This is a genomic window from Actinoplanes sp. NPDC000266 (assembly GCF_042899005.1).
In the GTDB taxonomy this organism is placed as follows: domain Bacteria; phylum Actinomycetota; class Actinomycetes; order Mycobacteriales; family Micromonosporaceae; genus Actinoplanes.
In genome coordinates, this window is record NZ_JBIAZI010000013.1 from 64417 (window position 1) to 90091 (window position 25675).

Genomic DNA, 25675 nt, shown 5'->3' on the forward strand with positions numbered 1-25675 from the left:
CGCCGTGCCGCGCCTCCGCGCCGTGCCGCGCCTCCGCGCCGTGCCGCGCCTCCGCGCCGTGCCGCGCCTCCGCGCCGTGCCGCGCCTCCGCGCCGTGCCGCGCCTCCGCGCCGCGCCTCCGCCTCCGCCTCCGCCTCCGCCTCCGCCTCCGCGCCGTGCCTCCGCCTTCCGCCACGCCGCGCCTTCTCGCTCTTCTTGTGCCTTCTCCGGTCTGCCTCCGCGCCGTGCCCGATGTAACTGACCCAGGTTCCTAGGATGCCCTCGGGCGTGTGCGCTTGTGCACAACGCGCGCGGGCAGCGAGGGCGAGCGGCCGCCGGCGGGCGCTTCACCGGGTGGAACGGGTGGGGTCTTGTGGCGTTCAGCTGGGCGTTCTTGACCCTCGGTGAGAGCGGCGGCTAGCGTTGGAGACCTACAACCGAACATCGCTGTTCGAACCGCTGCGGGAGAGTTCCCGCGCATGCGGGGCGCCGAAGGAGCAACTTCTCCCTCAGAATCTCTCAGGCCCCGGTACCGCGGCGGTCAGGCGACTCTGGAAAGTCAGGACGCGGCCGGCGTTCTGCGCCCACGGTGCAAGCCGTCCGTTCGCGGGCGGTGAAGCTCTCAGGCACCCATGACAGAGCGGGGGAGGCCGACCTCGATGAGGAGCCTCACGCCGTCATGGCCGTCTCTGTGTTCGACCTTTTCTCCGTGGGCATCGGGCCGTCCAGCTCGCACACTGTCGGTCCGATGCGCGCGGCCCGCATGTTCGCTCTGCGGCTTGCCGAGAGTGGGCTGAGCGGGCGGGCCGCTCTGGTGCGGGCGGAGCTGTTCGGGTCGCTCGGCGCTACCGGGCATGGGCACGGCACGCCCAAGGCTGTGCTGCTCGGGCTCGAAGGTGAGACGCCTGAGGCTGTCGATGTGGCGAGCGCGGACGCGCGGGCCGCGCACATTCACGCGTCCGGCCGGCTGTGCCTTCTGGGGGAGACCGAGGTCGGGGTTGAGGTTGTGCTGCATCGTCGGCGGGCTCTGGCTGGGCATCCGAACGGGATGACGTTCGCGGCGCTGGACGGTGACGGGGTTGAGCTGTTCGCCAAGACGTACTTCTCGGTCGGTGGCGGGTTTGTCATCGATGAGAGTAGTGGCGGCGTGCGGGCCGACGACACTGTGCTGCCCTATGCGTTCGGCAGTGGGGGTGAGCTGCTCGGGCTTGTGGGGGAGACCGGGTGGTCGATCTCGCGGCTGATGATGGCCAACGAGACCGTGTGGCGGCCGGAGGCCGACGTGAGGGCGGGGCTGCTCGGGATCTGGGCTGTCATGCGCGAGTGTGTCGATGCCGGGCTGGCCGCGGAAGGGATTCTGCCCGGTGGGCTGAAGGTGCGCCGGCGGGCGGCGGCCACCGCTCGGCAGTTGCGGGCGGCGGGGCGGCCGGCCGAGCATGCGATGGAGTGGCTCACGGCGTACGCGATGGCGGTCAATGAGGAGAACGCGGCCGGTGGGCGTGTGGTGACCGCTCCTACGAACGGGGCGGCCGGGATCATTCCGGCGGTTCTTCGGTACTACATCGACTTCGTGCCGGGCGCCGACGAGGACGGGGTTGTTCGTTTCCTGTTGGCCGCCGGTGCCGTGGGGATGCTTTTCAAGGAGAACGCGTCGATCTCGGGGGCCGAGGTGGGCTGCCAGGGCGAGGTGGGGTCGGCCTGCGCGATGGCGGCGGCGGGGCTCACCGAGGTGCTGGGCGGGACGCCGGAGCAGGTGGAGAACGCGGCCGAGATCGGCATGGAGCACAATCTCGGGCTGACCTGTGATCCGGTCGGTGGGCTGGTGCAGATTCCGTGCATCGAGCGCAACGGCATGGCGGCGGTCAAGGCCGTCACGGCGGCGCGGATGGCTCTGCGCGGGGATGGGCGGCACCACGTCTCCCTCGACAAGGTCATCAAGACCATGAAGGAGACGGGGGCCGACATGAAGATCAAGTACAAGGAGACGGCGCGGGGTGGGCTGGCCGTCAACGTGATCGAGTGCTGACCGGCGTCAGTAGTCGTTGACGTTGACCGTGACGCGGTGCCGGTCGGAGGGCCAGGCCGGCAAGGTGGTGGCCTCCCAGCCGCCGCCGCGGTGGGCCACCACGACGGAGACGAGGCGGCCGGCCGGGATGTAGACGTCCATGCCGGTCAGGAACGTCTGGGCGTAGATGTCGGGCAGCGGGGCGGTCAGGTCGGTGACGCGGTCGCTGTTCTCGTCGAAGGCGAAGACGCCGATGACCCGCTTCGCGCGCGGGGCGTTGGCTTCGTTGAGGATCTGGCGGCCGTTGACGTAGAGCCGGTCGGCGGAGCCCCACCATTCCTTCTGGCGGTTGAGGGTCAGGGCGGTGTGCGCGGGCGAGGTCTCGATCAGGGCGCCGACGCCTTCGCCGGGACGGCCGGCGAGCAGGCGTACGAAGGAATCGGAGCGCAGGAACGGCTGGAAGTAGAAGTGGTGGTCGGGTGCGCCGGGGCGGACGAGGGTGAACTCGTACCGGGCGAGGGGTGAGAGCGGCACGGGCCCGAACGAGCCGTCGTCGGCGACGGTGAGCGAACGACGAAGATGGCGGCCGGCGGTGACGTCGTAGATCCGCACTGTGCCGCCCGCCCCGGCGTTGCTGGGAAAGAGGACGGCTCGGCCGGAGACGTGCGCGACAAGTGCCGGGACGATGACGGTGGTACGGGGGTCGCGGCCGCGGAAGAAGCGGAACACCGCTCGGAACGACTCGGCCGACGAGACGGTCTGGGTGTGTGACTGGTCCGGGAGATACAGGTTGGCGGCGCCGGCGATCTGGCGCGACTGGTCGCCCTCTCCCCAGATGGCGAGGGTGTCGACGCCGCCGGGTGGTGCTGTGGCCGTACGGCCGTCGAGGTTGACGTAGTGGGCGACGCGCCCGGCGCGCGCGGGTGAAGAGTTCAGGTAGCTCTGGGAGACGAAGGTGCCCAGGGAGTGGGCGATGAGGTCGACCTGGGTGGCGCCGGTGTCGGCGAGCAGGCGGGCGATGCGGGCGTCGATGCCGGTGTGGACCGACGGCAGGATCGTGGCGATGTTCGGGGAGTCGTACTCGTGGGCTTCGATGATCTCGATGGGGTAGCCGTTGGCCGCGAGGCGTTTGGCCTGGGTGGCGAATTGGGCGGCGGAGCCGGCGCTGCCGTGGACGAAGACGACTGGCCGGAGCGGCGAGGAGGCGTACGCGGGAAGGCCTGGAAGTAATGAGGCAGTAAGGACGACGAGCAGGAGCATCAGTCGGCGCACGATCACACTCCATCGATGGTGATGATTACTGCACGGTGGGTGCAACTATAAACCGACTAGGCTGAGCGGCGTGGATCAAGAAGAGCGGATCGCCATGTTCCTCGACTACGAGAACCTCGCGATCAGCGCGCGGGAGACTCTCGGCGGCCATCCCTTCGACCTGCGGCCGGTGACCGACGCGCTGGCCGAGCGCGGGCGCGTGGTGGTGCGGCGGGCGTACGCCGACTGGTCGTTCTTCGGCGAGGACAGGCGCATGCTCACCCGCGCCCATGTCGAGCTCATCGAGATCCCGCAGCGCATGGGCGCCTCCCGCAAGAACGCGGCCGACATCAAGATGGTCGTCGACGCGCTGGAGCTGGCCTTCGAGCGTGACTACATCTCCACCTTCGTGCTCGGCACCGGCGACAGCGACTTCACCCCGCTCGTGGCCAAGCTGCGCGAGCTGAACAAGCGGGTGATCGGGGTCGGCATCGAGAAGACCACCTCGGCCCTGCTGCCGCCGGCCTGCGACGAGTTCCTCTACTACGACCGGCTCGAGGGCGTGGCCCAGCCCGCGCCCGAGGTGGAGACGCCGGCCCGCGAGGTCGAGGCGCTGCCGGCGCTGGTCGCGCAAAGCGTCAGCGGCACCATCACCGCGTCCCGGCTCAAGCGGACCCTGCTGCGCAAGGACCCCACCTTCAACGAGGCCGACTACGGCTTCCGCTCGTTCGGCGAGCTGCTGCGCCACCTGGCCGGCGACGGCGTGGTCGAGCTCAGCGGCGGCTCCGACCCGGAGGTGTCGCTGCCCGAGCACGGCGACCGGGAGGCCGCGTTCGCGCTGTTGCGCGGGGTGGTCGAGGGGCTGGCCGGGCCGGACGGGTCGGTGGCGCTGTCGGGGCTGAAGAACCAGGTGCGCAAGGCCGAGCCCGGCTTCACCGAGAAGAAGCTCGGCTACCGCAGTTTCCTGCAGTTCGTGCGGGCGGCCGACACCTCGGGCGCGGTCGGCCTGCGCTGGAGTCCCGAGGCGGAGGATTATCTGCTCACCAGCGGGGCACCCAAAATGGCATGAGAGCTTTGACATGGCAGGGCACCGGCAAGGTCTCGGTGGAGACGGTCCCCGACCCGCGGATCGAGCAGCCGACCGATGCCATCGTGCGGATGACGTCCACCGCGATCTGCGGTTCCGACCTTCACCTCTACGACGTGCTCGGCATGTACATCGACCAGGGCGACATCCTCGGCCACGAGCCGATGGGCATCGTCGAGGAGGTCGGCGCCGAGGTCACCCACATCAAGCCGGGCGACCGGGTGGTCATCCCGTTCAACATCTCGTGCGGGTCCTGCTGGATGTGCTCGCGCGGCTTCTACGCCCAGTGCGAGACGACCCAGAACAAGGATCAGGGCAAGGGTGCGTCGCTGTTCGGATATACCAAGCTGTACGGGCAGGTGCCCGGCGGCCAGGCGCAGTATCTCCGCGTCCCGCAGGCCCACTTCGGGCCGATCAAGGTGCCGGACGACGGCCGCCCGGACGAGCACTACCTGTTCCTGTCCGATGTGCTGACCACGTCGTGGCAGGCCGCGAAGTACGCCGACATCCAGCCCGGCGACACGGTCTTCGTGACCGGGCTGGGCCCGATCGGGCAGATGAGCGCCCGGGTCGCCCGTCATCTGGGCGCCGGCCGGGTCATCGCCTCCGACCTCGTGCCGGAGCGGCTGGAGATGGCCCGGCGGCACGGCATCGAGGTGATCGACGCGTCCAAGGACGAGGTGCCGGCGGCGGTGCTGGAGCTGACGGACGGCCGGGGCGCGGACAGCGTCATCGAGTCGGTCGGCATGGAGGCGCACGGCTCGCCGTTCCAGTCGGCGGCGATCAAGGCGGCCGGCAAGCTGCCGGACGCGGTCGCCCGCAAGGCGGTCGACACCTTCGGTCTCGACCGGATGGCCGCGCTGACAACGGCTTTCGCGGCGGTGCGGCGGGCCGGGACGGTCTCCATCATCGGGGTGTACGGCGGTCAGGCCGACCCGATGCCCATGATGGACCTGTTCGACAAGGGCATCACGATGCGGATGGGCCAGGCCCACGTGCGGCGCTGGTCGGACGAGATCCTGCCGATCCTGATCGGCGACGGCGACCCGCTCGGCGTGGACGATCTGGTCACGCACCGGCTGCCGTTGGAAGAGGCGCCGCACGCGTACGACATCTTCAAGAACAAGGAAGACGGCTGCATCAAGGTCGTCCTGAAGCCGTGAGCCGGGTCGTCGTTCTGACCGGAGCCTCCAGCGGCATCGGCCGGGCCGCCGCGCTCGCTTTCGCCCGCCGGGGTGATCGTGTGGTGCTGGCGGCCCGGGGCTCGCCGGCGCTGGCGTCGGTGGCCGAATCGACCGGGGGACTGGCGGTTCCCACCGACATCTCGGACGCGGCGTCGGTGGACACGCTGGCCGCGGTGGCCGTGAAGGCGTACGGCCGCATCGATGTCTGGGTCGACACGGCGGCCGTCATGGCGTACGGGAAATTCGAAGATCTTCCGCCCGCGGTCTTCGACAAGGTCGTCACCACCGATCTGCTGGGCGCGGCGAACGTGGCCCGGGCGGCGCTGCGGGTGTTCCGGGCGCAGGGCGGCCAGGGGACGCTGGTGCTGTGCAGTTCCCTGCTGGCTCATGTGACCGTGCCGTACATGTCGGCTTATGTGACGGCTAAGTGGGGATTGCGGGGTCTCATCCGTACGCTTCGGCAGGAGACCCGGGACGCGCCGGGGATCACGGTGTGCACGGTGGCCCCGGGCAGCGTGGACACGCCGATCTACCAGCGGGCGGCCAACTACGCGGGGCGGGTGGGCAGCCCGCCGCCGCCCGTGGCCTCCCCGGCGAAGGTGGCCGGCGCGATCCTGCGGCAGGTCGACAAGCCCCGCCCGGAGGTGTCGGTGGGCCTGGCCAACCGTGTCATCGAGCTCGGTTTCGTGATGCTGCCCCCGGTGTACGACGCGCTGGTGACCACGATGATGCGCACGTTCGGCCTGTCCCGTCGCAAGATCGAGGCCCACGAGGGCAACGTCTTCCATCCCGAGCAGGACCGGGCGGCAGCGGGATAGTCCTGTCCTAGGGCCCCGCCCGCACCCCGGTCTGCTCCCAGTTCGTCCCGGTCACCGCGTCGACGACCGTGGCCTCGGGCAGCAATCCCAGCACCCGCGGCGTGAGGCGGATCGGCGTGACGTGATCGGCGGCGCCCGGCGTTCTCTCGCCGATCACCGTCACGCGGCCGCGGGCCTGAAGGTGATAGGCGAGGGCCTCGGCCGAGGAGTAGGTCCGGCCGCTGACCAGCACCGTCGCGTCCTGCGTGAGGACCTCCCCGGTGACGGACGGCCACCACTGACGGCGTCGGTCCCGGTAGACCACCTCGGACAGCGGCCGCGTGGTCTCGCCCAGGAGCCGGCCGGCGATGACGGCCACGGTGGCCGGGTCACCGCCCCCGTTGGACCGAAGGTCCAGAACCAGGCTGCTCGCCTCCCGGGCCAGGTCGAAGGCGGCTTGGAGGTACGGCAGGGCGAAGCTCACGGGTTCGAGGCTGTCGATCCTGATCTCGCAGGTGCCGTCGTCCAGGCGGCGGACGCCGGTGACGCCGCCGGCGCGCCGGCGGACGGCGGCCGGGTCGGGCGGTGGCCAGCCGGGGGCGTGCTCGTCGGGTGGCGCAGTGCCGTCCGGGTCGAAGTGCAGTTCGAGGTGGCGGGCCGTTCGCTGGCAGTGCAGCTCCAGCTCGCGGCACGTCTCGGCCGTCACCGGGTCGCGGCGGTCGCCGAAGGCCGGCTCCAGGCCGCCGGCCAAAGTTTCCAGGCGTGGGCCGGGTGGCATCAGGCGGTGCAACCAGTGCGCCAGATGGGTTGTGAGTGCTCCCAGATGCTCGTGAGGCATGCCAGGACGATAGGGCGCCGGGATGTTGAGCGATCGTCAAGACGGGACTTCAATGCGCAGAATTCTCAATTTGGGCCAGGTGAAGCGCTCCGAGGACCCACAGTAGTTGGGGTGAAAGGGGTGCGCCATGGCTGACGGTGCTGGCGGCGGCTGGTTCGACAACGTGAAGGTCGGGATGAAGATCCAGGCCGCGATCCTGGTCGCGGCGCTGGCCGCGCTGGCGATCGGCATCGCCGGTCTGGTCGCGATCTCCACGCTCGACGACAAGACCAAGCTTTTGTACACGGACAATGTGGCTCCGCTGACCCAGCTGTCGGCCATCCAGCGCAACTCGCAGGCCATCCGGGCCCGTTACCTCGAGTACGGCATCGCCACCGACGAGGTGCAGGCCAAGCTGGGTGGCGAGATCAGCGACCGGCAGAAGCTGCTCGACGAGGCGCTGGCGGCCTATCGCTCGGGCGCGGTGAACACCGAGAACGTGGACGCCTTCGAGAAGGCGTTCAGCGGCTTCGTCGACGTCGGCGAGAACACGATGATCCCGCTGGCCAAGGCCAACCGGTACGAGGCGTTCGAGAACGCCTACCGCGACACCGCGCTGCCGCTGATGTCGGACGCCTCCGACGCGGTCGAGGCCGAGAACAACGCCCAGCTCGAGCAGGCCAAGGCCCGCTCGGAGGAGGCGGCCACCGCGGCCTCGGACGCCCGCCGGCTCCAGATCATCTTCCTGGTGGTGGGTCTCATCGCCGCGATCGGCCTGGGGGCGTACGTGGCCTCGGCCATCGTCAAACGCCTCGGGAAGGTCAAAGCCTCGCTGACCGCCATGGCCAACGGCGACCTCACCGCCACGGTCGACGTGAAGGGCCGCGACGAGGTCGGTGAGATGGCCGCGATGCTGCTGGTCGCCCAGCAGCAGACCCGCGACGTGGTCGCCTCGGTCGGTTCCGCCTCGCAGAGCCTGGCCGCGGCGGCCGAGCAGACCTCGGTCATCGCCAACCAGATCAGCGACGGCGCGGCCACCGCCTCGGATCAGGCCCGCCGGGTCTCGGCCGCCTCCGAGGAGGTGTCGCTGAGCGTGAACACGGTGGCGGCGGGCTCGGAGGAGATGGGTTCGGCCATCGCCGAGATCGCGCACAGCGCCAACTCGGCCGCCGAGGTGGTCGGTCAGGCGGTCAACGTGGCCGCCTCGGCCAACCAGACGATTGCCACGCTGGGCGAGTCGAGCCGTGAGATCGGCGACGTCATCCGGGTGATCACCGCGATCGCCGAGCAGACGAACCTGCTGGCGCTCAACGCGACCATCGAGGCGGCCCGGGCCGGCGAGACCGGTAAGGGCTTCGCCGTCGTGGCCGGTGAGGTCAAGGATCTGGCTCAGGAGACGGCACGGGCCACCGAGGACATCGCGAAGCGGGTCGAGGCGATCCAGAACGACAGCGGCCACGCGGTCAACGCGATCGGCGAGATCAGCGAGATCATCGGGCACATCAGCGACTACACGACGACGATCGCGTCGGCCGTCGAGGAGCAGAGCGCGACCACGGCCGAGATGAACCGCAACGTCAACGAGGCGGCCAACGCCACCGGCCAGATCAACCAGGGCATCAACAGCGTGGCCGAGAACGCCCGCACGACCGCCGAGTCGGTCGGCGACGCCCAGCGCTCGGCGGCCGAGTTGTCGCGCATGTCGAACGAGTTGCAGGCGGCGGTGTCGCGCTTCATCTACTGACCCCGTTGTTGTCCCCGGAACCCGGAGTGAACTAAGTTCACTCCGGGTTTTCGACGAAGGGACACGAGATGGCGTTGACGGCGGGCAGCACCGTGGGTGACTGGCTCTCGCATGCGGAGGGTGGCCCGGCGCTGCGGGAGCTGCTCGGGCAGGGTGGCTTCGACGAGTCGGTGCTCACGCCCGTACGGCAGCTTCCGTTACAGCAGATGGTCGCGCTCAGTCAGGGCAAGTTGCCGCAGGACGTGATCGACGCGCTGGTGCTGAGGGTCAACGACGGTGTCATGCCTTTTGTCGAGGAGACCGGCTGGCGCGAACGGATTGTTCCCGGCCGCTTCGACGGTATGACAATCATCGTCACGGGCGCCGCTTCGGGGATTGGGCGGGCCGTGGCCTCGCGCATCGCCCGGGAGGGTGGCCGGGTGATCGGCGTCGACATATCGGACATTTCCGATACAGGCGTCACGGCTGACATCACCTCCGCCGACGACGTGCGGCGCGTGATGGAGGCGGCCGGCGACCGTATCGACGGCCTGGCCAGCATCGCCGGCGTGGTCGACGACTTCACGCCGGCCCACGAGGTCTCGGACGCGTTGTGGCGCAAGGTCTTCGCGGTCAACGTCGACGGCGTCCTGAACCTGACCCGCGCCGTGCTCCCGTCCATGCTGGCCCACAAGCGGGGCTCGATCGTCAACGTCGCCTCGGAGGCCGCGCTGCGCGGCAACGCGGCCGGGATCGCCTACACCGCCTCGAAACACGCGGTCGTGGGCATCACGAAGAGCTGCGCTTTCATGTACGGCCTGGAGGGCATCCGGGTCAACGCGGTGGCGCCGGGCGGTGTGGCGACCGGCATCCAGCACAACCCGGGATCGGAGTTCGGAGCGACGCGTACGGGCCCATTCCTGCGCCAGATCCCCCCGATCGCCACCGCCGAGCAGCTGGCCGCCTCCATCACGTTCCTGCTCAGCGACGACGGCGCCAACATCAACGGCGCGATCCTCCCGTCGGACGGCGGCTGGTCGGTCCAGTGAGCACCTGCTGCAACAAGGCCCCGTACCGGGCGACGAGCTCCTCGTCCCCGAGCCGCTCGTCCCCGACGACCCACAGGGCGTAGAGCAGGCCGCCGACCAGCGCTCCGGCCATCCGGGCGCGCTGGTCGGCGTCCTCACCTCTGAGCCGTTCCCGCAGCGGAGCGATGAGCGTGGTCTCGTGGATGTCCCGGAGCCGCTGGCGGATCCGCGGCTCATGGGACCCACGGACAAGAGCGAGATAGACCTGCCGTACGTCATCACCGGAGGTCACCATGACCTCGATGAACCGTTCACCGAGCTCGTCGAGCGGCACATCGAGCAGCGGCTCGTCATCGATGGTCAGCCGCATGGTGTCGAGAAAGAGCAGCTCTTTGGTCCCGAAGTGCCGAATGACCAGGGCGGGGCTGGTCTGAGCGAGGGCCGCGATGTCCCGTACGGCCGTACGAGCGAACCCCCGCTCCCGAAAAAGCCGCCCGGCCGCGTTCCGGATCTCGTCCCGCTTGGCCACGGATCTCATGGTAGGTGGGCGTAACGGAAGCAGTAGAGCCCGCCCTCACCGGCCGACCGTACGAGGGCATCTGTCGTGGATCGTTGCTATACCTGCGGTAGTAGCCGTGCGTCGCGGGATGGTGACCGAGATGGATCTTGAGCGTGCCTGAGAACGCCGACGGCGACTCCGAGAGCACCGGAGCGGTCCCACCCGAGCACCTCTCGCCGGGGCCCGAAGCGCTGATCGCGGAAAGCAGCGGGATCCAAGTCGGCGACCACAACACCCAGACCAACATCGGCCCTGTCCAGGGCGACTTCGTCCAAGTCGCCGGGGACTACACCGTTCAGCACTTCGGGCCGGCCGTGGCGGACCGGGCTGACATGGCTCCCGCCCTGCCGTCCGGGACCGTTCGGCGTGACGAGTTGAGCCGGGCTGTCATCGATCTGCTGCAGCGCTCCGGCCCGGCTCGGGTCGCCCTGGTGGGTTCCGGCGGGCTGGGCAAGACCACCACCGCGGCCGCGATGTGCCGGGAGGAAGCCGTCATCTCCCGCTATCCCGCCGGCGTCGTCTGGATCCAGGTCGGCCAGGGGCGATCCGGAGCCGCGCTCGCGCGGGTGATCAGCCAGGCCACCTACCGCCTCACCGGGCGCCAGGCGGCTATCATCGATCCTGATCAGGCGGTGCAGCAACTCGCGCGATCGCTGGCGGCCGACAGCCTCGTGGTGGTCGACGACGTGTGGACCGTGGACCAGCTCACGCCCTTTCGCTTTCTCGGTGACCACGGCTGTCTGGCGACGACGCGTAACCAGACCAGCCTTCCTTCGGCGTTCTCGCCCGTTCCGGTCGGCGAAATGTCCGATGCCGAAGCGCGCGCACTGCTGACCGCTCGGGCCGGCCTGCTCACTGACGACGACGTCACCGCGCTCTTCGAGGCGACCGGTCGCTGGCCTCTGCTCCTCGCCCTGGTCAGCGGCATGCTGGCGCGCTATCTCACGCCCGGTCAAGGCGTCGTTCGCTATCTGGCCGCCATCCGCCAGCACACTCTCTCGGCGCGGAACGCCGCCGGCGCCGTCCTGGACACCAGTCTCTCCTTCCTGGAAGCGGAGCGTGGCCGCCAGGTTCTCGATCGCTATCTCGAACTGGCGATCTTCTCCAGTCGTGACCCGGTCCCGGTCGACGTCGTCGCCGGCCTGTGGCAGGTGCCCACGACCGAGGCCGTGGATCTTTGTCTCCTGTTCGCGGAGCTTTCTCTGGTCGACGAGTTCGGCTTCGATCCTCCGCGGGTGCGGCTCCATGAGGTCGTCCGGGACTTCCTGATCGTGCGGACCGGCGAGGCGACGGTCAGGGAGAGCCACGCGCGGCTGCTCGCGGCGGTGCGGCGCAGGGCGGCGCAGTGGTGGCTGCTCGACGCCCACGAGTCCTACCTCTGGAACCATCTGCGTGACCACTTTCTCGGAGCGGGGCGCGACGCGGATTGGGCGGCGCTGGTCACCAGTCCCGCCTGGGTCGCGGCCAAGCTGGAGGCGGTGGGCGTCGTCGCGCTGTACGCCGACCTCGACGACCCGGCCGTTCCCGCGGCTCGTCCGCTCCTGCGTGCCGTCGGTCAATCCCGGCACCTGCTGATCGAAGCCCGGTCACCGGGAGCGCTGACGGCCACCTTGCTGAGCCGGCTCGTGGGCCGACGGGAACTGGCCTCGCTCGCGACGGGGTTGCGCGAGACGTTGTCCGCTCCGGCGCTCCTGGCCGCGCATCCGCTCCCCGACCGGCCGGAGCCCTCACTGCGTAACGTCTTCGTCAGCGCCGACGGCATGCCCATTCGCACAGTGGCCGCCGGAACCAGGGCAGACGAGATCACCGGCGTGGCCGAGGGTGTCGCCGACACCGTGCTGGTGTGGAATCTGTCGACCGGGCGGCTCACCACCCAGTACGAGTTCGATGGCGATGTCATCGACGGCGGCGCTCGGCCCGGAAGCCGGTGGCTGGTCCTCGGCTCCGAGACGACGATCCTCGTGTGGGACGTGGACCAGCTCGAGGTCCGCTCACGCATACCGGCTGGTTCTCGTACAGAGCTGTCATGCGCGATGCCTGACCATCTCGAATGGATCCTTTTCGGCGCCACGAGCGGCGACTTGTGGGCGGTGGCACCGGACCATCCGGACCAGCCGGTGGCCGAGGCACCCCCGGCGCAAGCCGGGGTCGTCGGTTGCGCTGCGACTCCGGACGGGCGCTATGGGCTCGCTCTGCGGAAGGACGGAAGCGTCACGGTGTGGGCGGTCCACGAGAACACGTTCGTGACCGTCGACCCACCCGCAGACTTCGACGGCACAGCGGACCACATCGTCGTCAGCGGGGAGACGGCAGTCGTATCCACTGACAGCCGCGAGCGGGCCATCTACTTCCTCGACGTCCGTGGGGGAGAGTGGCTCGGTTCTCTGGAGGGCATGGTCGTCCAGCACGGCGATCAGCCGATCAGCCGGGATGGGCGACTGCTGGTCACGGTCGAGCGAGGTCTCGAGGTCCTCACCGTCTGGGACATCGCCCAGCCCCGGCGCCCGGTGCTCCGGCACCGCCTCACGCTGCACGACGACATGGTCACCGCGTGTGTCTTCAGCCCGGACGGCTCCGCTCTGGGCGTCGGATATCAGGGTGGCGAGGCGTTCGTCGTGGATCTCACCGGCGAGGCCCGGGCGACACGGCTCACCCGACACCAGTGGCCGGTCGTCGGTATCTGCTTCAGCCCGGACGGGTCGTGGCTGGCGACCTCCGAGTTCGGCCCGGGTCCGGTCCGGGTCCACACGAACGGTATGCCAACCGGTGACGAGCCGGCCCGGCCGCCCGCGTACACCGACCCGGCCACCGGCCGGCCGATGCCGGCCGCCCGGGGGGTGTGGCTGGCCGACCCGGAGACCTGGGACTTCGTGCACAAGAACGCCGGCAGGAACCGCGACGTCGACCGCTGCGCCGCTGGGTCCAGGCAGTCCTGGCTTATCACGTACGGCACGCCGACGGTGACCTGGAATGTGACCACCGGCAGAGCGATACGGATGTCCGAGCCGAAATTCGTCGCCACCTACCGCTACGACGTCACCACTGCGATGTCGGAGACCGATCCGGATCGGCCGATGGTGGCGGAGAGCGCTAAACACGGGCCCATCGTCTTCACCGAAGTATGGGACCCGCGTACGGGCGAGACGCTGTACCGCCTACCGACGTACCAGAACGAAACCGTCGCCGTGGGTGGCGGCGTTTCCGGCGCGGCGTCCTGGGTGGTCACGACCGAGGACACCGTCGCGGGCAAGCTCGCGGTGTGGGATCTGGCCGCGGGAAGACGTCTGTACACCCTTCACAGCTATCGAGCGGACCGCGACTCGGTGCGACCGGCGCTGAACGACACAGCGTTGGTGGCGATCTCCGGCCAGGGCGACCTCGACGTCGTGGACGTCGCGTCCGGCGTGATCCGCCGCATGCCGCGAGAGCCCGCTGACGCGCGGTGCACGTCGGTGGTGATCGCGGACGACTCCCACATGGCGTTCGCCTTGACCGAAGACGGCCGGGTTTCCCTGATCGATCTCAGCAAGGGCGTCACGATCGCACGGCGCGGCAGCGGCATCCGGTCCGGCCGCCTTCTGCACGGCGATGTGGGCGAGGGCTATGTCGTCATCCGCGGCGACAGCGCCGTGGTCAGGCTCGACCTACTCGGCGGCCGGACGGTGGAGATCGACACCTCGGCCGGCCGATGCCTGGCGGTGAGTCCCCAGCTGGGTCTGCTCTGTTCGGTCCACCGCTCGGGCGAGAGCCGGTTCTCGACTGTGCTCGTCCACGAGACGGCGAGCGGCGCCCTGCTGGCGGAGCTGCACGTCGAGGGGAACGTGGACCAATGCGCCTGGGTGGGCGGCTCATCGCTGATCTGTCTGGTCGGCGACCATGGCATCTATCTGTTGCGACTCGGCGAAGGGCCGCTGCCCGAGGCGGGCGGTGATCCCTCCGAGGCCGAGTTGGCGGCCCAGCACGCGCTGATCGTCAGCTCGATGAATCTGCGGGGCAAGGGGCCGGCGTACGCGAGCCTGGCGCTCCGTGCGGCCGAGCGTTCCGGCGATCTGGCGGCCCTGGCCCGCGCCTGGGACGTGATGGGACTCTGCCTCGTCGAGGTGGGCGACCACGCGCGGGCGGCCGAGGCGTTCCGGCGTAGCCGCGAGCTGTCGCAGGGCAGCGAGAACGACGACGTCGCCGGCACCCTGCTCAGCCTGGCCCGATCGTTGGCGGCCGAGTCCGATGTGACCTCCGCGCTCACCTACGCCATGGAAGCCTGGGAAATGGCTCGGCGGACCGGCCACCTCGGCGGTGTCGCCGCCCGCGCGGCCGCGACGTACGCGCTGGCCGCGGGCAGGCCGGCGGACGCCGCCGGGATCCTGCGCGCGGCATCCGGCGACGGCCGCGTCGACGAGACCGTCCGGTGCCTGCGCCTGCTGATCGAATCCGACCTTCCGGCCGCTCTCGCCGCACGTCCCAGGGAGATCGCCCGGCTGGCCGACGCGTACGAGGAACTGGGCGAAGCGGCGAACCGCCGATGGGCGTTGCGCCGCCTCGGCGATGCCCGACTCCGGCGCGGCCGGTACGGCGGGGCCGCTCTCGCCTATGTGAGGGCGCGCGGCATCCCCGCGGAGGGGGAGGCGGACGACGAGGCGCCCATTGACGACATTCTTCGTCGTCATCTCGGTGAGGTGATCGAGTACGTCGGCCGTAAAGGCACGCCCGGCGAGCTGGGCGAGATGCTCGACCTCGGCGCGACGGCGCTGCTGAAAGACGGTGACGTGAGCGGTGCGGAAGCGGCGCTGAACCGCGCGCCGGGCATACCCGCGGCGCTGGCCTCCGTCCGGCTGGCGGTCGGCCGGGGCCTGGTCGCGGCCGGCCTGTTCGAGCGGGCGTTGACGGTGTTGTCCGGCGTGCGGCTGAGCGGAGCGGCGGACGTCCTGAGCTTGGCCGAGCGAGATCGACTGCTGGGGCTCGCCTACCGCGGAATCGGGCAGAGCGCGGACGCCGCCCGGGCCTTCGAGCGGTCGGCCGGCTTGCTGCGGCCGGAGGGGCATAGCGCAGAGGGCCTCATGCTCCTGGAAGCCGCCCGCACGTACAGCGGGACCGGGGACTGGAACGCGGCCGGACACGCTCTCGGCGAGGCGCTCCGGTCTCTCCGCCAGGCCCGGGATCAGTACCCGGACGACGGCCACTGGCCGGAACGTGTGGAGGAGGCGCTGCTGTTGCTCTCCTCCGTCGCGACATCGAGCGGAGACCGCCGGCTCCTCGACCTCGCCGCCGCCGAGCTGACCGCGGCCGTCCTGGACACCGTCAGAGTCAACCGGTCGGGGCCGCTCATCATCGCCGTGGCGTCCCTCGCGGAGAAGAGAGGGCGCCTGCCCGAGGCTATCGGCTACTACCGGAAGTGGCTGGAGTCCGGCGGCGCCGGCGACGAGGCGTTCGTATGGTGGAGCGTCAGCTCGCTCAGCTTTCGCATCGGCGATTTCGGCGAGTCGGCCGAAGCCGGATTGCGGAGCGCCCGGATCTACGCGCGGCAAGGTCAACCGCGAAATGCCCGCTTGGGATTGCTGTTGGCCGGCCAGAGCCTTTACGCGATGGAGCGTTACGCGGAGGCGGTGCCGGTCCTCGAGCAGTGCCGGGCTCTCTACTCGAGCGAGGACGACGACCCGAAGGAGGTCGGCGGAGTCCTTCACTGGCTCTACCGGGCCCGAGTGAAGGCGTTCTTCCGCAGGCACCACCGCTGACGGAGTGTGGCCCGGGGAACAGCCGCGCCGGGAGGCGGTGACGGCCGAGTCGCGGGATGATGTATAACGTAGTTATCAACCACCCGTTGCTTCGATGGAGCGTGCGCATGAGCGCCTCTCATGAAAAAGCCGTCAGCCCGTTCCGGCAGCCGAAAGCTGTGTGGGCGGTGGCGTTCGCCTGTGTCATCTCGTTCATGGGGATCGGGCTCGTCGATCCGATCCTGCCGGCGCTCGCGGACGACCTGCACGCGACGCCCAGCCAGGTGTCGTTGCTGTTCACCAGCTATCTCGTGGTCACCGCGGTGGCCATGCTCGGCGTCGGGTGGGTGTCGAGCCGGATCGGGGCCAAGAAGACGCTGATCGCGGGGCTCGCCATCATCGTGGTGTTCGCGGCCCTGGCCGGGGCGTCCGGCTCGATCGGCGGGATCGTCGGGTTCCGGGCCGGCTGGGGGCTCGGCAACGCCCTGTTCATCGCCACCAGCCTGGCCGTGATCGTGGCCTCGGCCAGCGGCGGGTTCGGTGGGGCGATCATCCTGTACGAGACCGCGCTCGGCCTCGGCATCGCGGTCGGGCCGCTGCTCGGCGGAGAGCTCGGATCGATCAGCTGGCGGTGGCCGTTCTTCGGGGTCGCGATCCTGATGGCCATCGCGCTGATCGCCACGCTCGTCATGGTCAAGCCGCTGCCCACGCCGGCGGAGAAGGTGTCGCTGACCGCGCCGCTCAAGGCGCTGCGCCACCGAGGGCTGCTCACCATGGGCATCATGGCCCTGCTGTACAACTGGGGCTTCTTCACCATGCTCGGCTACGCGCCCTATCCGATGGAGCTCAACGCCCACAAGCTCGGCCTGGTCTTCACCGCGTGGGGCCTTCTGGTCGCCGCCTTCAGCGTCTTCTTCGCGCCGCGGCTCCAGGCGAGATTCGGGACAGCGCCGGTTCTGTACGTCAACATGGCCGGCCTCGCCGTCGTCATGGTCATCATCGCGGCGGGGGTCGACACGCCGTCCGCGGTCATCGCGGCGGTGATCGTCAGCGGGGCGTTCATCGGCATCAACAACACGCTGACCACCCAGGCCGTCATGCTCGTCTCGCCGGTCGAGAGGCCGATCGCCTCCTCGGCGTACGGGTTCGTGCGGTTCATCGGTGGCGGGCTGGCGCCGTACGTCGCCGGAAAGCTCGCCGATCGTTTCGACCTCAGCGTGCCGTTCTACGTCGGCGCGGTGGCGTTCCTGCTGGCCATCGTGGTGCTGGCCAGCGGGCACAAGCTTGTGTCGGCGGCCGAGAAGGCGTCGCCCGAGCCGGTCGCGGACCGGCCCGTGATCGTCGCCGTCGGCAGCACCCCGGACGCGGCCGCCACCGTGGACGCCGCCGCCCTGGTCGCCCGCCGCGAAGGACGGCCCCTCGAGGTCGTGCACGTCCGCGAGACGATGGTGATCGAGGAGCTGGCGATCGAGCCGGAGGGCCAGGCCGAGGCCCGGGCGGCCGTCGCCCGCCACCTCGACCGGCTGGCCGGCTCGGGGGTGGCCGCCACCGGGCGGATCATCGAGAGCGTCGGTGACCACGCGGCGGCCGGGCGGGCCGTCGCTCAGCACGCGGCCGAGGTGGAGGCGCCGCTGATCGCGATCGGGCGCTCGCCGCGCGGCGCTCTCGCGCAGTTCACCGAGGGCAGCTTCACCAGCGCCCTCAACCACGCCGCGACCATGTCGGTGATCCTGGTCAGCGACGAGGCCGAACCCCGGCCACTGACCCCCGAGGCGATCGCCGAGCTGCGTGCCGGATAGCGGAAGATCATGAGATCGCAGGGTCCGGGCCCGGCGGCGATCGTGGTCGGCGTCGACGAGTCACGCTCGTCGTTGCGCGCGGCCGCGTACGCCGCCGGGCTCGCTCGCCGTCAACAGGCCCGGCTGGTCGTCGTCTACGCCCGCAGCCAGCCGAACGGGCTGCTCACCACCATGGACACCTCGGGCACCGGGGTGGCCCAGGTCGTCGACGCCCAGGACCGGGTGGAGGCCACGCTGCGGTCCGCCCTCAGCGCGTCGGACCTGGACGTCGACTTCGTCGTACGCCCCGGGAACCCGTACACAGTGATCTCCGAAGTTGCCCATGAGGTGCAGGCTGGAACGGTAGTGGTCGGGCGTCCGGAATGTTTGGCACACCGCATCGTGGGATCGGTCGCGCGGCAGCTCGAGCGCAGCGGACGATGGCCCGTCACGATTGTCCCCTGAGGAGGTAAGCAACCTCGCCCGCTCGAGGCGTCCTTCTAAGTAGAGGGGCAAAACCGAACGGGGTGAGCGAGTTGCACAGCGGTTTCGAGGAGTACGTCAAGGCCCGCGGGGACGCCCTGCGGAAATTCGCTTACCTGATCTGCGGCGATCATCAACTCGGTGAGGACCTGGTCCAGGAGGTGCTGGTCCGGGCGTACCGCCGATGGCATCGGATAGACGCCGACGACCCCGATCGATATATGCGCACCGCCCTGGTGCGCCGGCACGTGTCCTGGCTGCGGCTGCGCCGCGCCTGGGAGAAACCCGGGCCGATCGAGGACGACCGCGAGGACCCGAGCGACTTCGCGCAACAGGTCGCCGACCGCGACGACCTGTGGCCGCGGCTCGGGCGGCTCACCCGCGCCCAGCGGGCCGTGCTGGTCCTGCGCTTCTACGAAGACCTCGACGACCGCCAGATCGGCGAGACGCTGCGGTGCGCGCCCAGCACGGTGCGCGTGCACGCCGCCCGCGGGCTGGCCCGATTACGGGCCGAGCTGACACCGTCCGCCACCGACAAGTCGGGAGCCACGCCGTGAGCCTGGAAGACGACCTCCGCACCATCCTGCACGAGCGCGCGGCCCGGCAGGTGCCGCGGCCCGGCCTGCTCGCCACCGTCGACGCCGGCGTCCGCCGTGACCGCCGCCGCCGGCAGGCCCTCGCCGCGGGCGGGGTGGCCGCCGCGGTGGTGGCCGCGGCCGTCGCCATTCCGGCCCTGCGCCACGAGGAGGCCGAGCCGTCACCGCCCGCCCACAAATGGGAGTGGAGCTGGCCGGCCTGGCGCGTGGCCGTCTTCCCGATGGCCCCGAGCTGGGTGCCGCCCGGCCTGGGCGAGCCCACGGTCACCGGCATGGGCCCGAACAGGCGCATCGACTACACCCGCGGCGAACAGACGCTCAGCGCCGAGATCGGCCCCCTGCAACCCGGCTGGGAGGTCGAGGCCGAGCAGGAACACACCACCACGGTCAACGGCCGAGCCGCCACGGTCCACACCTCCACGACGTACGACGGCGCCCGCCCCGGCGACCGCTTCGTCGGCGTCCGCTGGCAACTGCCCGACAAACGCTGGGTGCAGGTCATCAGCCTCGGACCACCCACCGAGGCCGACGTGCTGCGCTTCGCCGCCGGCCTGACCACCGGCAGCGTCGACGGCGCCCCCGCCGGTTTCCACCTGGGCGCCTACCCGCCGCAGCTGAGGCTGCAACACCAGAGCACGGACATGACCTGCCTGGCCCCCGAGGCGGAGGCCGCCCACGAACGCCAGCCGACCGGCCTCTGCGTGTCCCTGACCGACGACGCCGAGCCCGGGTCCGAGCCGGCCGAGACGCTTTCGGTCAACGGCAACACCGCCGAGTTGTACGCCGACGCCGCCCTCATGCGCATCCACCTGCCCAACGACAATGCCCTCGAGATCACCTGGGACCCCGAAGCGATCGAACTCAGCCACGAGGACGTGCTGCACTTCGCCACCGGTATCGAGGTCACCAGTTGACGCCGGGCCGTCAGGAGGCCGTTTCCGACAGGGCCACGGAGGGGGTGCCGGCGGCACAGGTGACGGTCATGGTCACCAAGGACTTGCCCTGCTTGAAGGTCACCGCCGGAGCCTGGGACGGTCCGCCGGTGGCGGTCAGGACGTGGTAGGGCTTCGTCGCCTGCCAGGAGGTGATCCGGGCGGTGGCGGGCGCGGGGCAGGTGGCCTGGAGCGTGCCCGCCGCGGAGGAGAAGGTGCGGGGAGCGGCCGGTGTGACGGAGGCGCTCGGGGCGGGGGTGCCGGCCGGGCCCGGCGGAATGGCGGGGCCGGTCGGGTCGGCCGGGCCGGTCGGAGTGGCCGGGCCGGAGGGAACGGACGGGCCGGTGGGAGCGGGTAGGCCGGTCGGGTCGGCGGCGGCGGGGGCGGCTTGGCTCGATGCGGCCGGGGCGGGCTTGGAGGTCGCCACCGGGCGGGCGCGCGCTGAGTTTCGCGCGTCCGGAGAGGGCAGGGCCGTGGCCGAGGGGGAGCTCGGCGGTGATGGGGCGGACTCGGCGGGCTTGTCGTCCTCGGGCAGGGCCAGCCAGACACCGCCCGCCGCGGTGATCGCCAGCGCGGCCGCCGCCGCCCAGCGGCGGGCCGGGCGGTGACGCGGGGTCGAGGGTGCCGCCGGCTGCTGTCCGGCTGGTTCCGCCGGTGGTGGGGACGGCGTCAGTTTGTGGAGATGGCGGGCGGTGGGGATGAGGACCGAAGGCTCGGGCGGGGGCTCGGATGTGGTGGGGAAGGGGTGGTGGTCGTCGGTTACCACGCGGAGGCCGGCGCCCCGGGCCAGCAGGGTGGCGGCCTCGCGGGCCGTGGGGCGGGAGGCCGGGTGTTTGGCCAGGCAGCGGTTGGTCAGGTCGGCTACGTAGTCGGGGACGCCGGGGAGCAGTGACAGCGGTTCGGGGTCCAGGTGGATGTGCTGTTCGAGGAGGTGGGTGGGCTCGTTCGTGGTCCACGGGGAGCGGCCGGCCAGGAGGCGGTAGAGGACCACGCCGAGGGCGTACATGTCGGAGGCGGGCTCCACCACGTCGGCCAGCAGACGTTCGGGGGCCAGGTAGGCGGGGGTGCCCAGGACCTCGTCGGAGACGGCGCCGGGAGTGCCGGGGGACGTGGCGGCTGCTATGCCGAAGTCGACGACCTTGGCGCCGGTGGGGGCGAGCATGACGTTCGCGGGCTTGATGTCGCGGTGGACCAGGTCCTGGGCGTGGGCGGCGGCCAGGGCGGCGGCGATCTCGGCGCCCACCCGCATGGCGAAACGGGGAGGGACCGGGCCCTCGCAGAGGCGGCGCAGGAGGGTGCCGCCGGGGATCAGCTCCATCACCACGTACGGGAAGACCTGCGGGCCGTTGGTCATCTCGCCGTAGTCGTGGACCTGGGCGACGTTGGGGTGGGACAGGGCGGCGGCGGCCCGGGCCTCGTGGCGGATGCGGTCCCTCGACGCGGGGTCGCCGACCTGGCTGGGGGCCAGGACCTTGACGGCGACCGTCCGCGCCAGCACGTCGTCGTGGGCGCGCCAGACCACGGCCATGCCGCCGCTGCCGACCGGTGCCAGCAACCGGTAGCGGCCGCCTAGTAGCTGTCCGTTCATCCCGGGCAGTGTGCATCGATCGACGGCCGTCCGCATCTCGGCCGACCGTCCGAAATCGGCGGGCGTTCGGCTCACGGCCGCGCGGGAGAGGGGCGGGCGAGGGGCGGGCGGGGGGCTGGGTCAGTGGAGCTCGATGTGCGGGTGGGTGAGGGATTGCGCCTGGGTGCGCACGTCCGGGCGTACGGAATGGAGGGTCAAATGGGTTAGGGACGGCAGCTCCAGCAGGCCGTCTATCGCGTCGGGGGCGTGGACCTCCACGCTGGTCAAGTGGGGGAGGGCGGCCAACGACTCCAGCTCGGCGGGTGTGGGGGTGCCGATGAACTCGACGTGGCGTAGCTGGGTCAACTGCTCTATGCCGCGCAGGTTCCGGTCGGGTGGGCGGTTCTCCAGGACCAGCTCGGTCAGTGGCAGGGACGCGGGCAGGTCGTGCAGGCCCGCCGTCAGGGCCTGATCTCTGATCACCAGGCGGGTGATGGGGGCGCCGCTCAACGTGGGCAGGGAGGCGTTCATCAAGTAGAGCCTCAGCTCGGTCAGCCTGGTGTGGCGCAGCGGGGACAGGTCGCGCAGCATGGGGCAGCTGGCCAGGTGCAACACGCGCAGCTCGCCGGCGCTGGTCAGGGGACTCAGGTTGCGCAGGACCGTGTTCTGCAGCAGTTCCAGGCGGCGCAGGTTCGGGATGGCGGCCAGCGGGTCCAGCGGGGTCAGGTCGCCCCGGCACGAGACCGTGGACAGGCGGCGCAAATGGCGCAGGTACTGCACACGGGACCAGCGCTGGATGTCCAGGCGGCGGTCGCCGAAGTCGACGTCGGCCAGGACCTCCGTGGCGTAGCGCTCCGGGTCGTCCGAGACGCGCCAGGCCCGCAGCAGCTCGTCGATCACCAGGGCCTGATCGATCGCCGTGAAGCGGGCTATGGTGTCGCGGGCCGCCTCGCCGCCGATCATCGCGGCCGTGCGGACCACGCCGGCCGCCTGCTCGTCGTCCAGGCCCTCGGGGCCGGGCAGCAGCTCCAGCACGAACGGGCCGGCCCGGGCCAGCAGCTCCGCGTCGTCCAGGCTGGCCGGTGGGATCAGGCGGCGGGCGGCCTGGTGGACCTGCTCGCGGATCTCGTCGCTCTCCGTCACGTCGGCCTGGGCCAGGCAGGCCGCCGCCAGCAGGCGCAGGCGGTCGTGCACGGCGGGGCGTTCGCGGGCGGCCGCGTTTCCTTTCAGCAGGTCGCTCAGGATGCGTTCGCGTTCGATCGGGCGGGCGTGGGCCACCGCCATGATGACCACGTCGTGCCACGGGTCCAGATGGGCGTTCTCGATCAGCAGGCCCAAGTCGCCGGCGTCGACGACCTCCTTCGCGGCCAGGTAGTCGCGGAAGGTGCGGTGCACGAACTGGATCTGGCCGTCGTACACCTCGCGGAGCAGGCCCGTGCGTTCCAGCGTGCGCTGCAGGACCGCCGCCGGCTCGGCGTGCTCGGGGCGGATGCCGCGCATCGCGTGCCGGATGCGGTGCACCGCCTGGTCGCGGGGCAGCAGGATGTCCTGGTTCTTCACCAGCGAATAGGCCAGGCGCTGGAGGATGACGACCTGTTCCTCCATGCTCAGCGCCGGCGCCTGGTCCAGGCGTACGCCCCGGCGCTCGTCCCAGCGCAGCAGCAACAGCTCCAGGGCGGCGTCGTACAGGCTCTTGCGATCGCGCGGCATGTGCATGTGCCGGTCCTGGTAGAGCGCGCAGATCAGCCCGGCCAGCAGCGGATTGGCGGCCAGGCGGCGCAGCTCGGGGCGGGTCGCGATCAGCTCGCCCAGCTCGCGGCGGCAGGTGGCCAGCCATTCGTTCATGCCGGGCTCGTCGCCGTACTCCTCCTGCGCGGCCTCGTGCCAGCGGGCCAGGAAGTCCTGGATGCCCTGGGCGCTGAGCGACAGCAGGTCGAACGGCACGAAGTCGAGCCAGTCCTCCTCGATCGCGGGCGGGCGGCTGGTCACCACGTAGCGGGAGCCCGGATATGCCTCGACCAGCGACGCCACCCAGTCGCGGACCGCCTCGCGCTTCTCCGGCGGCAGCTCGTCCACCCCGTCGATCAGCAGGATGGCCCCGCCGGCGGCCAGGCGGCGGCTGGCCCAGCCGGGCGGCATCTCACCCGCGATCGTTCCCGCGATGATGGCGGGCAGCTGCTCCGGCGCGGGGAAGTCGACGCCGTCGTGGGCGAACTGGCGCAGCGGCACGAAGAACGGCACCAGACCGGTCTGCGAGGCGGCGATCCACTGCAGCAACGTCGTCTTGCCGGCCCCGGCGCCGGCGCGGATCACGGCCCGGGGATGGTCGGCCAGCGCGTTCGCGACGTCGATGCCGACCCCGGTCAGGCCCTCCTCCTCGTCGTCGGGAGCGCCGCGGGCCACGGCCAGCGACACGTATTTGTCGAAGGCGTGCCGCCGGGGCCGCCGGCCGCGGGTGACGCCGAACAGCTCGAACTGGCCGAGCCGTCTGGTGACGACCTCCACGTACCGGGCCGTGAAGACGCGGTCGGGGTCGTCGGGGGTCCTGTGGATCTCCCGGTAGGTGCGCAGCTGCAGCAGCCGCTCGAAACCGGGCTGGGCCTGCAGGGCAGCCAGGAGGTGGTCGCAGGTCACGCCGATGATCCGGCGGTAGACGGCCTCGCCCGCCGAGGACAGGCCGGACCGCCCGAGGACGGCCGCGCCGCGCGTCTCGACGGCCTTGGCCAGCCGCCCCGGGTCGAGGTCGAGGTCGAAGACCAGGTCGAGGGTGATGCCGGCGCCGGCCAGCGCCTCGGCGGCGGCGCCGGTGGCCGCCTCCCATTCGTCGGGGGACTGGATCCGCAGGTCGGCCAGGCGGCGGCGGGTGGTGTCGACGGCGCGGTCGAGCTCGCGGGAACCGAGCTGGGCGGCGGGCTGCCGGCGCCGCCGCAACTCGAGCACGAGCTCGGTGGTGAGCCCTTGCACGAGCTGACCGGCGACGCCCAGCAGCGCGACGAAGAAGGCGTCAGTCATCGTTGTCCACAGTAAACAACGGCGGCTAGTAGCGGAGCAGGTGGAACTGGGTGCCGGCGGTGCCGAAGTTGTCGTCGGTGACGGCGATGAGCGAGCGGTGGCCGTCGGCCAGGCGCGGGCCCCACGTGATGCCCTCGACGTTGTCGGCCGACGGGAACTCGAACAGCAGCTTCTTGCTCATGGCCTTCTCGGCGCCGGTCAGCGCCGCGCGGCCACCGGTGTCGGTGGCGCCGCGGGTGGTCGTCCAGAAGATCTGGATGGTGAAGCCGACGCCGCCGGCGTAGCTGCGCTCCACGGCCAGGAAGTCGGTCTTGTTGATCGTGAGCAGGTCGGTCAGGCCCCGGTCGGCGTAGAGGTTGGCCGGGTCGGTCGGCGCGTGCGCGATCGGGCTCACCGGATAGACGTACTCGGCCTTCGCCTTGCCGGAGGCCCGGTCCAGCACGAGCACGCGGGACCGGCTGCCGTTGGTCAGGGTGGCGGCCGGGCCGTCCTGCACGAGCGCGTTCTCGGTCGCCGTGACCAGGGAACGGCCGTCGGCCGAGACGGTCAAGGACTCAAGAGCGAGGTTGTTCCGTACGCCTGAAGCCGCGGCCGGAAGGTAAGCGGCCGGCAGACGGTACTCGCGGCGGAAAGCGCCGTCACGCGACGTCTCCCGCACGAACGGGGCGATGCCGGTCGCGGCGGCGCCCTCACTGGTCCACGCGAGCCGATCGGTGCCGGGCAGCTCCCGTACGGCCTCGGGGTCGACCGTGCCGTTGGCGAACGGCTGGCCGTTCGTGTCGCGCAGCGTGGTCACGCCCGTGACCACCGGCGTGCCCAGGCCCTTGCGCGAGACCGGCAGCCGCAGGGTGTAATAGCGGGCCGGCGCGAGGGCCGACCGGTCGTCGCTGATCGCCACGTAGTGGCCGGTGCGAGGGTCGTAGTCGATGCCCGAGATGCCGCCGAACGGCTGCCCCGGCGCGAAGACGAGGGAGTCCACCAGCTTCAGGGACGGCAGGCCGTGTCCGGGACGGGCGACGGCGGGCGAGGCCGCGAGCACGCCGGCGGCCACGACGGCGGTGGCGATGGACAGACGTCGAATCATCAATCATTTCTAGGAGCCCGATGTGAACGACGGGCAACCGTTGCGGCGGCGGCGCGCATTGAGAATGTGACGAAGGGGGAACATC

At 70.8% G+C, this 25675-nt stretch carries 17 protein-coding genes and 2 riboswitches; of the genes, 11 read left to right on the forward strand and 6 right to left on the reverse strand.

Annotation, left to right across the window (positions count from 1 at the left end):
- Window positions 1-431 precede the first annotated feature (431 nt).
- A riboswitch (glycine riboswitch) is annotated at window positions 432-524 on the forward strand.
- Window positions 525-628: riboswitch (glycine riboswitch) on the forward strand.
- 30 nt (window positions 629-658) lie between these two features.
- Window positions 659-2005, forward strand: a complete 1347-nt coding sequence (locus ACFY36_RS41385; RefSeq protein WP_499751389.1) for an L-serine ammonia-lyase — start codon at window positions 659-661, stop codon at window positions 2003-2005.
- A 6-nt stretch (window positions 2006-2011) separates the two neighbouring features.
- Here the strand turns inward: ACFY36_RS41385 and ACFY36_RS41390 are convergent, their stop codons facing one another.
- On the reverse strand, window positions 2012-3256 hold the full coding sequence (locus ACFY36_RS41390) for an alpha/beta hydrolase (protein WP_499751390.1): 1245 nt from the start codon (window positions 3254-3256) through the stop codon (window positions 2012-2014).
- 70 nt (window positions 3257-3326) lie between these two features.
- On the opposite strand from ACFY36_RS41390, the gene ACFY36_RS41395 reads away from it, so the two are divergent.
- Genes ACFY36_RS41395 through ACFY36_RS41405 form a run of 3 tightly spaced genes read left to right on the forward strand, consistent with a single transcriptional unit; the run spans window position 3327 to window position 6324 of the window.
- A complete protein-coding gene (locus ACFY36_RS41395) occupies window positions 3327-4304 on the forward strand; it encodes an NYN domain-containing protein (protein WP_499751391.1) in 978 nt (325 codons plus the stop codon).
- Entirely contained in the window at window positions 4301-5485 is a 1185-nt protein-coding gene (locus tag ACFY36_RS41400) for a zinc-dependent alcohol dehydrogenase (RefSeq protein WP_499751392.1), read from the forward strand. The genes ACFY36_RS41395 and ACFY36_RS41400 overlap by 4 nt, the downstream gene beginning before the upstream one ends.
- Window positions 5482-6324 (forward strand): SDR family NAD(P)-dependent oxidoreductase, encoded by an 843-nt coding sequence (locus ACFY36_RS41405; protein ID WP_499751393.1) that lies wholly within the window; start codon window positions 5482-5484, stop codon window positions 6322-6324. Before ACFY36_RS41400 ends, ACFY36_RS41405 begins: the two co-directional genes overlap by 4 nt.
- Before the next feature lie 7 nt (window positions 6325-6331).
- Here ACFY36_RS41405 and ACFY36_RS41410 read toward each other — a convergent pair whose 3' ends face one another.
- Window positions 6332-7141: a S41 family peptidase gene (locus ACFY36_RS41410; protein WP_499751394.1), complete on the reverse strand. Its 810-nt coding sequence runs from the start codon at window positions 7139-7141 to the stop codon at window positions 6332-6334.
- A 127-nt stretch (window positions 7142-7268) separates the two neighbouring features.
- Between ACFY36_RS41410 and ACFY36_RS41415 the strand changes: the two genes are divergently transcribed.
- Window positions 7269-8864: a methyl-accepting chemotaxis protein gene (locus ACFY36_RS41415; RefSeq protein ID WP_499751395.1), complete on the forward strand. Its 1596-nt coding sequence runs from the start codon at window positions 7269-7271 to the stop codon at window positions 8862-8864.
- Window positions 8865-8932: 68 nt separating this feature from the next.
- Entirely contained in the window at window positions 8933-9892 is a 960-nt protein-coding gene (locus tag ACFY36_RS41420; protein ID WP_499751396.1) for an SDR family NAD(P)-dependent oxidoreductase, read from the forward strand.
- Here the strand turns inward: ACFY36_RS41420 and ACFY36_RS41425 are convergent.
- The gene (locus ACFY36_RS41425) at window positions 9846-10400 is read right to left on the reverse strand and encodes a TetR/AcrR family transcriptional regulator (protein WP_499751397.1); all 555 of its coding nucleotides are present in this window, start codon (window positions 10398-10400) and stop codon (window positions 9846-9848) included. The two genes, ACFY36_RS41420 and ACFY36_RS41425, sit on opposite strands and share 47 nt — an antisense overlap.
- A 143-nt stretch (window positions 10401-10543) precedes the next feature.
- Here ACFY36_RS41425 and ACFY36_RS41430 point away from each other — a divergent pair, with 143 nt between their 5' ends.
- The 5 genes from ACFY36_RS41430 (at window position 10544) to ACFY36_RS41450 (ending at window position 19909) form a co-directional block, all read left to right on the forward strand.
- Window positions 10544-16159 carry an NB-ARC domain-containing protein gene (locus ACFY36_RS41430; RefSeq protein ID WP_499751398.1) on the forward strand — a complete coding sequence of 1872 codons (5616 nt, stop codon included), beginning with the start codon at window positions 10544-10546 and terminating at the stop codon, window positions 16157-16159.
- Window positions 16160-16266: 107 nt separating this feature from the next.
- Window positions 16267-17937 (forward strand): MFS transporter, encoded by a 1671-nt coding sequence (locus ACFY36_RS41435; RefSeq protein ID WP_499751399.1) that lies wholly within the window; start codon window positions 16267-16269, stop codon window positions 17935-17937.
- A gap of 9 nt (window positions 17938-17946) precedes the next feature.
- Window positions 17947-18381 (forward strand): universal stress protein, encoded by a 435-nt coding sequence (locus ACFY36_RS41440; protein WP_499751400.1) that lies wholly within the window; start codon window positions 17947-17949, stop codon window positions 18379-18381.
- A 62-nt stretch (window positions 18382-18443) separates the two neighbouring features.
- Complete coding sequence (locus ACFY36_RS41445) at window positions 18444-18956, forward strand: SigE family RNA polymerase sigma factor (RefSeq protein WP_499751401.1); 513 nt, start codon at window positions 18444-18446, stop codon at window positions 18954-18956.
- A complete protein-coding gene (locus tag ACFY36_RS41450; RefSeq protein ID WP_499751402.1) occupies window positions 18953-19909 on the forward strand; it encodes a hypothetical protein in 957 nt (318 codons plus the stop codon). The genes ACFY36_RS41445 and ACFY36_RS41450 overlap by 4 nt, the downstream gene beginning before the upstream one ends.
- 10 nt (window positions 19910-19919) lie before the next feature.
- Here the strand turns inward: ACFY36_RS41450 and ACFY36_RS41455 are convergent, their stop codons facing one another.
- The 3 genes from ACFY36_RS41455 to ACFY36_RS41465 form a co-directional block, all read right to left on the reverse strand.
- Window positions 19920-21515, reverse strand: coding sequence for a serine/threonine-protein kinase (locus tag ACFY36_RS41455; protein WP_499751403.1), 1596 nt, complete (start codon window positions 21513-21515; stop codon window positions 19920-19922).
- Between the two features lie 120 nt (window positions 21516-21635).
- On the reverse strand, window positions 21636-24506 hold the full coding sequence (locus ACFY36_RS41460; protein ID WP_499751404.1) for an NACHT domain-containing protein: 2871 nt from the start codon (window positions 24504-24506) through the stop codon (window positions 21636-21638).
- A gap of 25 nt (window positions 24507-24531) precedes the next feature.
- Window positions 24532-25590 (reverse strand): esterase-like activity of phytase family protein, encoded by a 1059-nt coding sequence (locus tag ACFY36_RS41465; RefSeq protein WP_499751405.1) that lies wholly within the window; start codon window positions 25588-25590, stop codon window positions 24532-24534.
- Between the last annotated feature and the right edge of the window lie 85 nt (window positions 25591-25675).

What these genes read in the sequence shown, in the direction of transcription:
- ACFY36_RS41465 (WP_499751405.1), bottom strand. Translation starts at nt 25,590, where the DNA reads ATGATTCGACGTCTGTCCATCGCCACCGCCGTCGTGGCCGCCGGCGTG.
- ACFY36_RS41460 (WP_499751404.1), bottom strand. Translation starts at nt 24,506, where the DNA reads ATGACTGACGCCTTCTTCGTCGCGCTGCTGGGCGTCGCCGGTCAGCTC.
- ACFY36_RS41435 (WP_499751399.1), top strand. Translation starts at nt 16,267, where the DNA reads ATGAGCGCCTCTCATGAAAAAGCCGTCAGCCCGTTCCGGCAGCCGAAA.
- ACFY36_RS41385 (WP_499751389.1), top strand. Translation starts at nt 659, where the DNA reads ATGGCCGTCTCTGTGTTCGACCTTTTCTCCGTGGGCATCGGGCCGTCC.
- ACFY36_RS41455 (WP_499751403.1), bottom strand. Translation starts at nt 21,515, where the DNA reads ATGAACGGACAGCTACTAGGCGGCCGCTACCGGTTGCTGGCACCGGTC.
- ACFY36_RS41420 (WP_499751396.1), top strand. Translation starts at nt 8,933, where the DNA reads ATGGCGTTGACGGCGGGCAGCACCGTGGGTGACTGGCTCTCGCATGCG.
- ACFY36_RS41400 (WP_499751392.1), top strand. Translation starts at nt 4,301, where the DNA reads ATGAGAGCTTTGACATGGCAGGGCACCGGCAAGGTCTCGGTGGAGACG.
- ACFY36_RS41440 (WP_499751400.1), top strand. Translation starts at nt 17,947, where the DNA reads ATGAGATCGCAGGGTCCGGGCCCGGCGGCGATCGTGGTCGGCGTCGAC.
- ACFY36_RS41410 (WP_499751394.1), bottom strand. Translation starts at nt 7,141, where the DNA reads ATGCCTCACGAGCATCTGGGAGCACTCACAACCCATCTGGCGCACTGG.
- ACFY36_RS41415 (WP_499751395.1), top strand. Translation starts at nt 7,269, where the DNA reads ATGGCTGACGGTGCTGGCGGCGGCTGGTTCGACAACGTGAAGGTCGGG.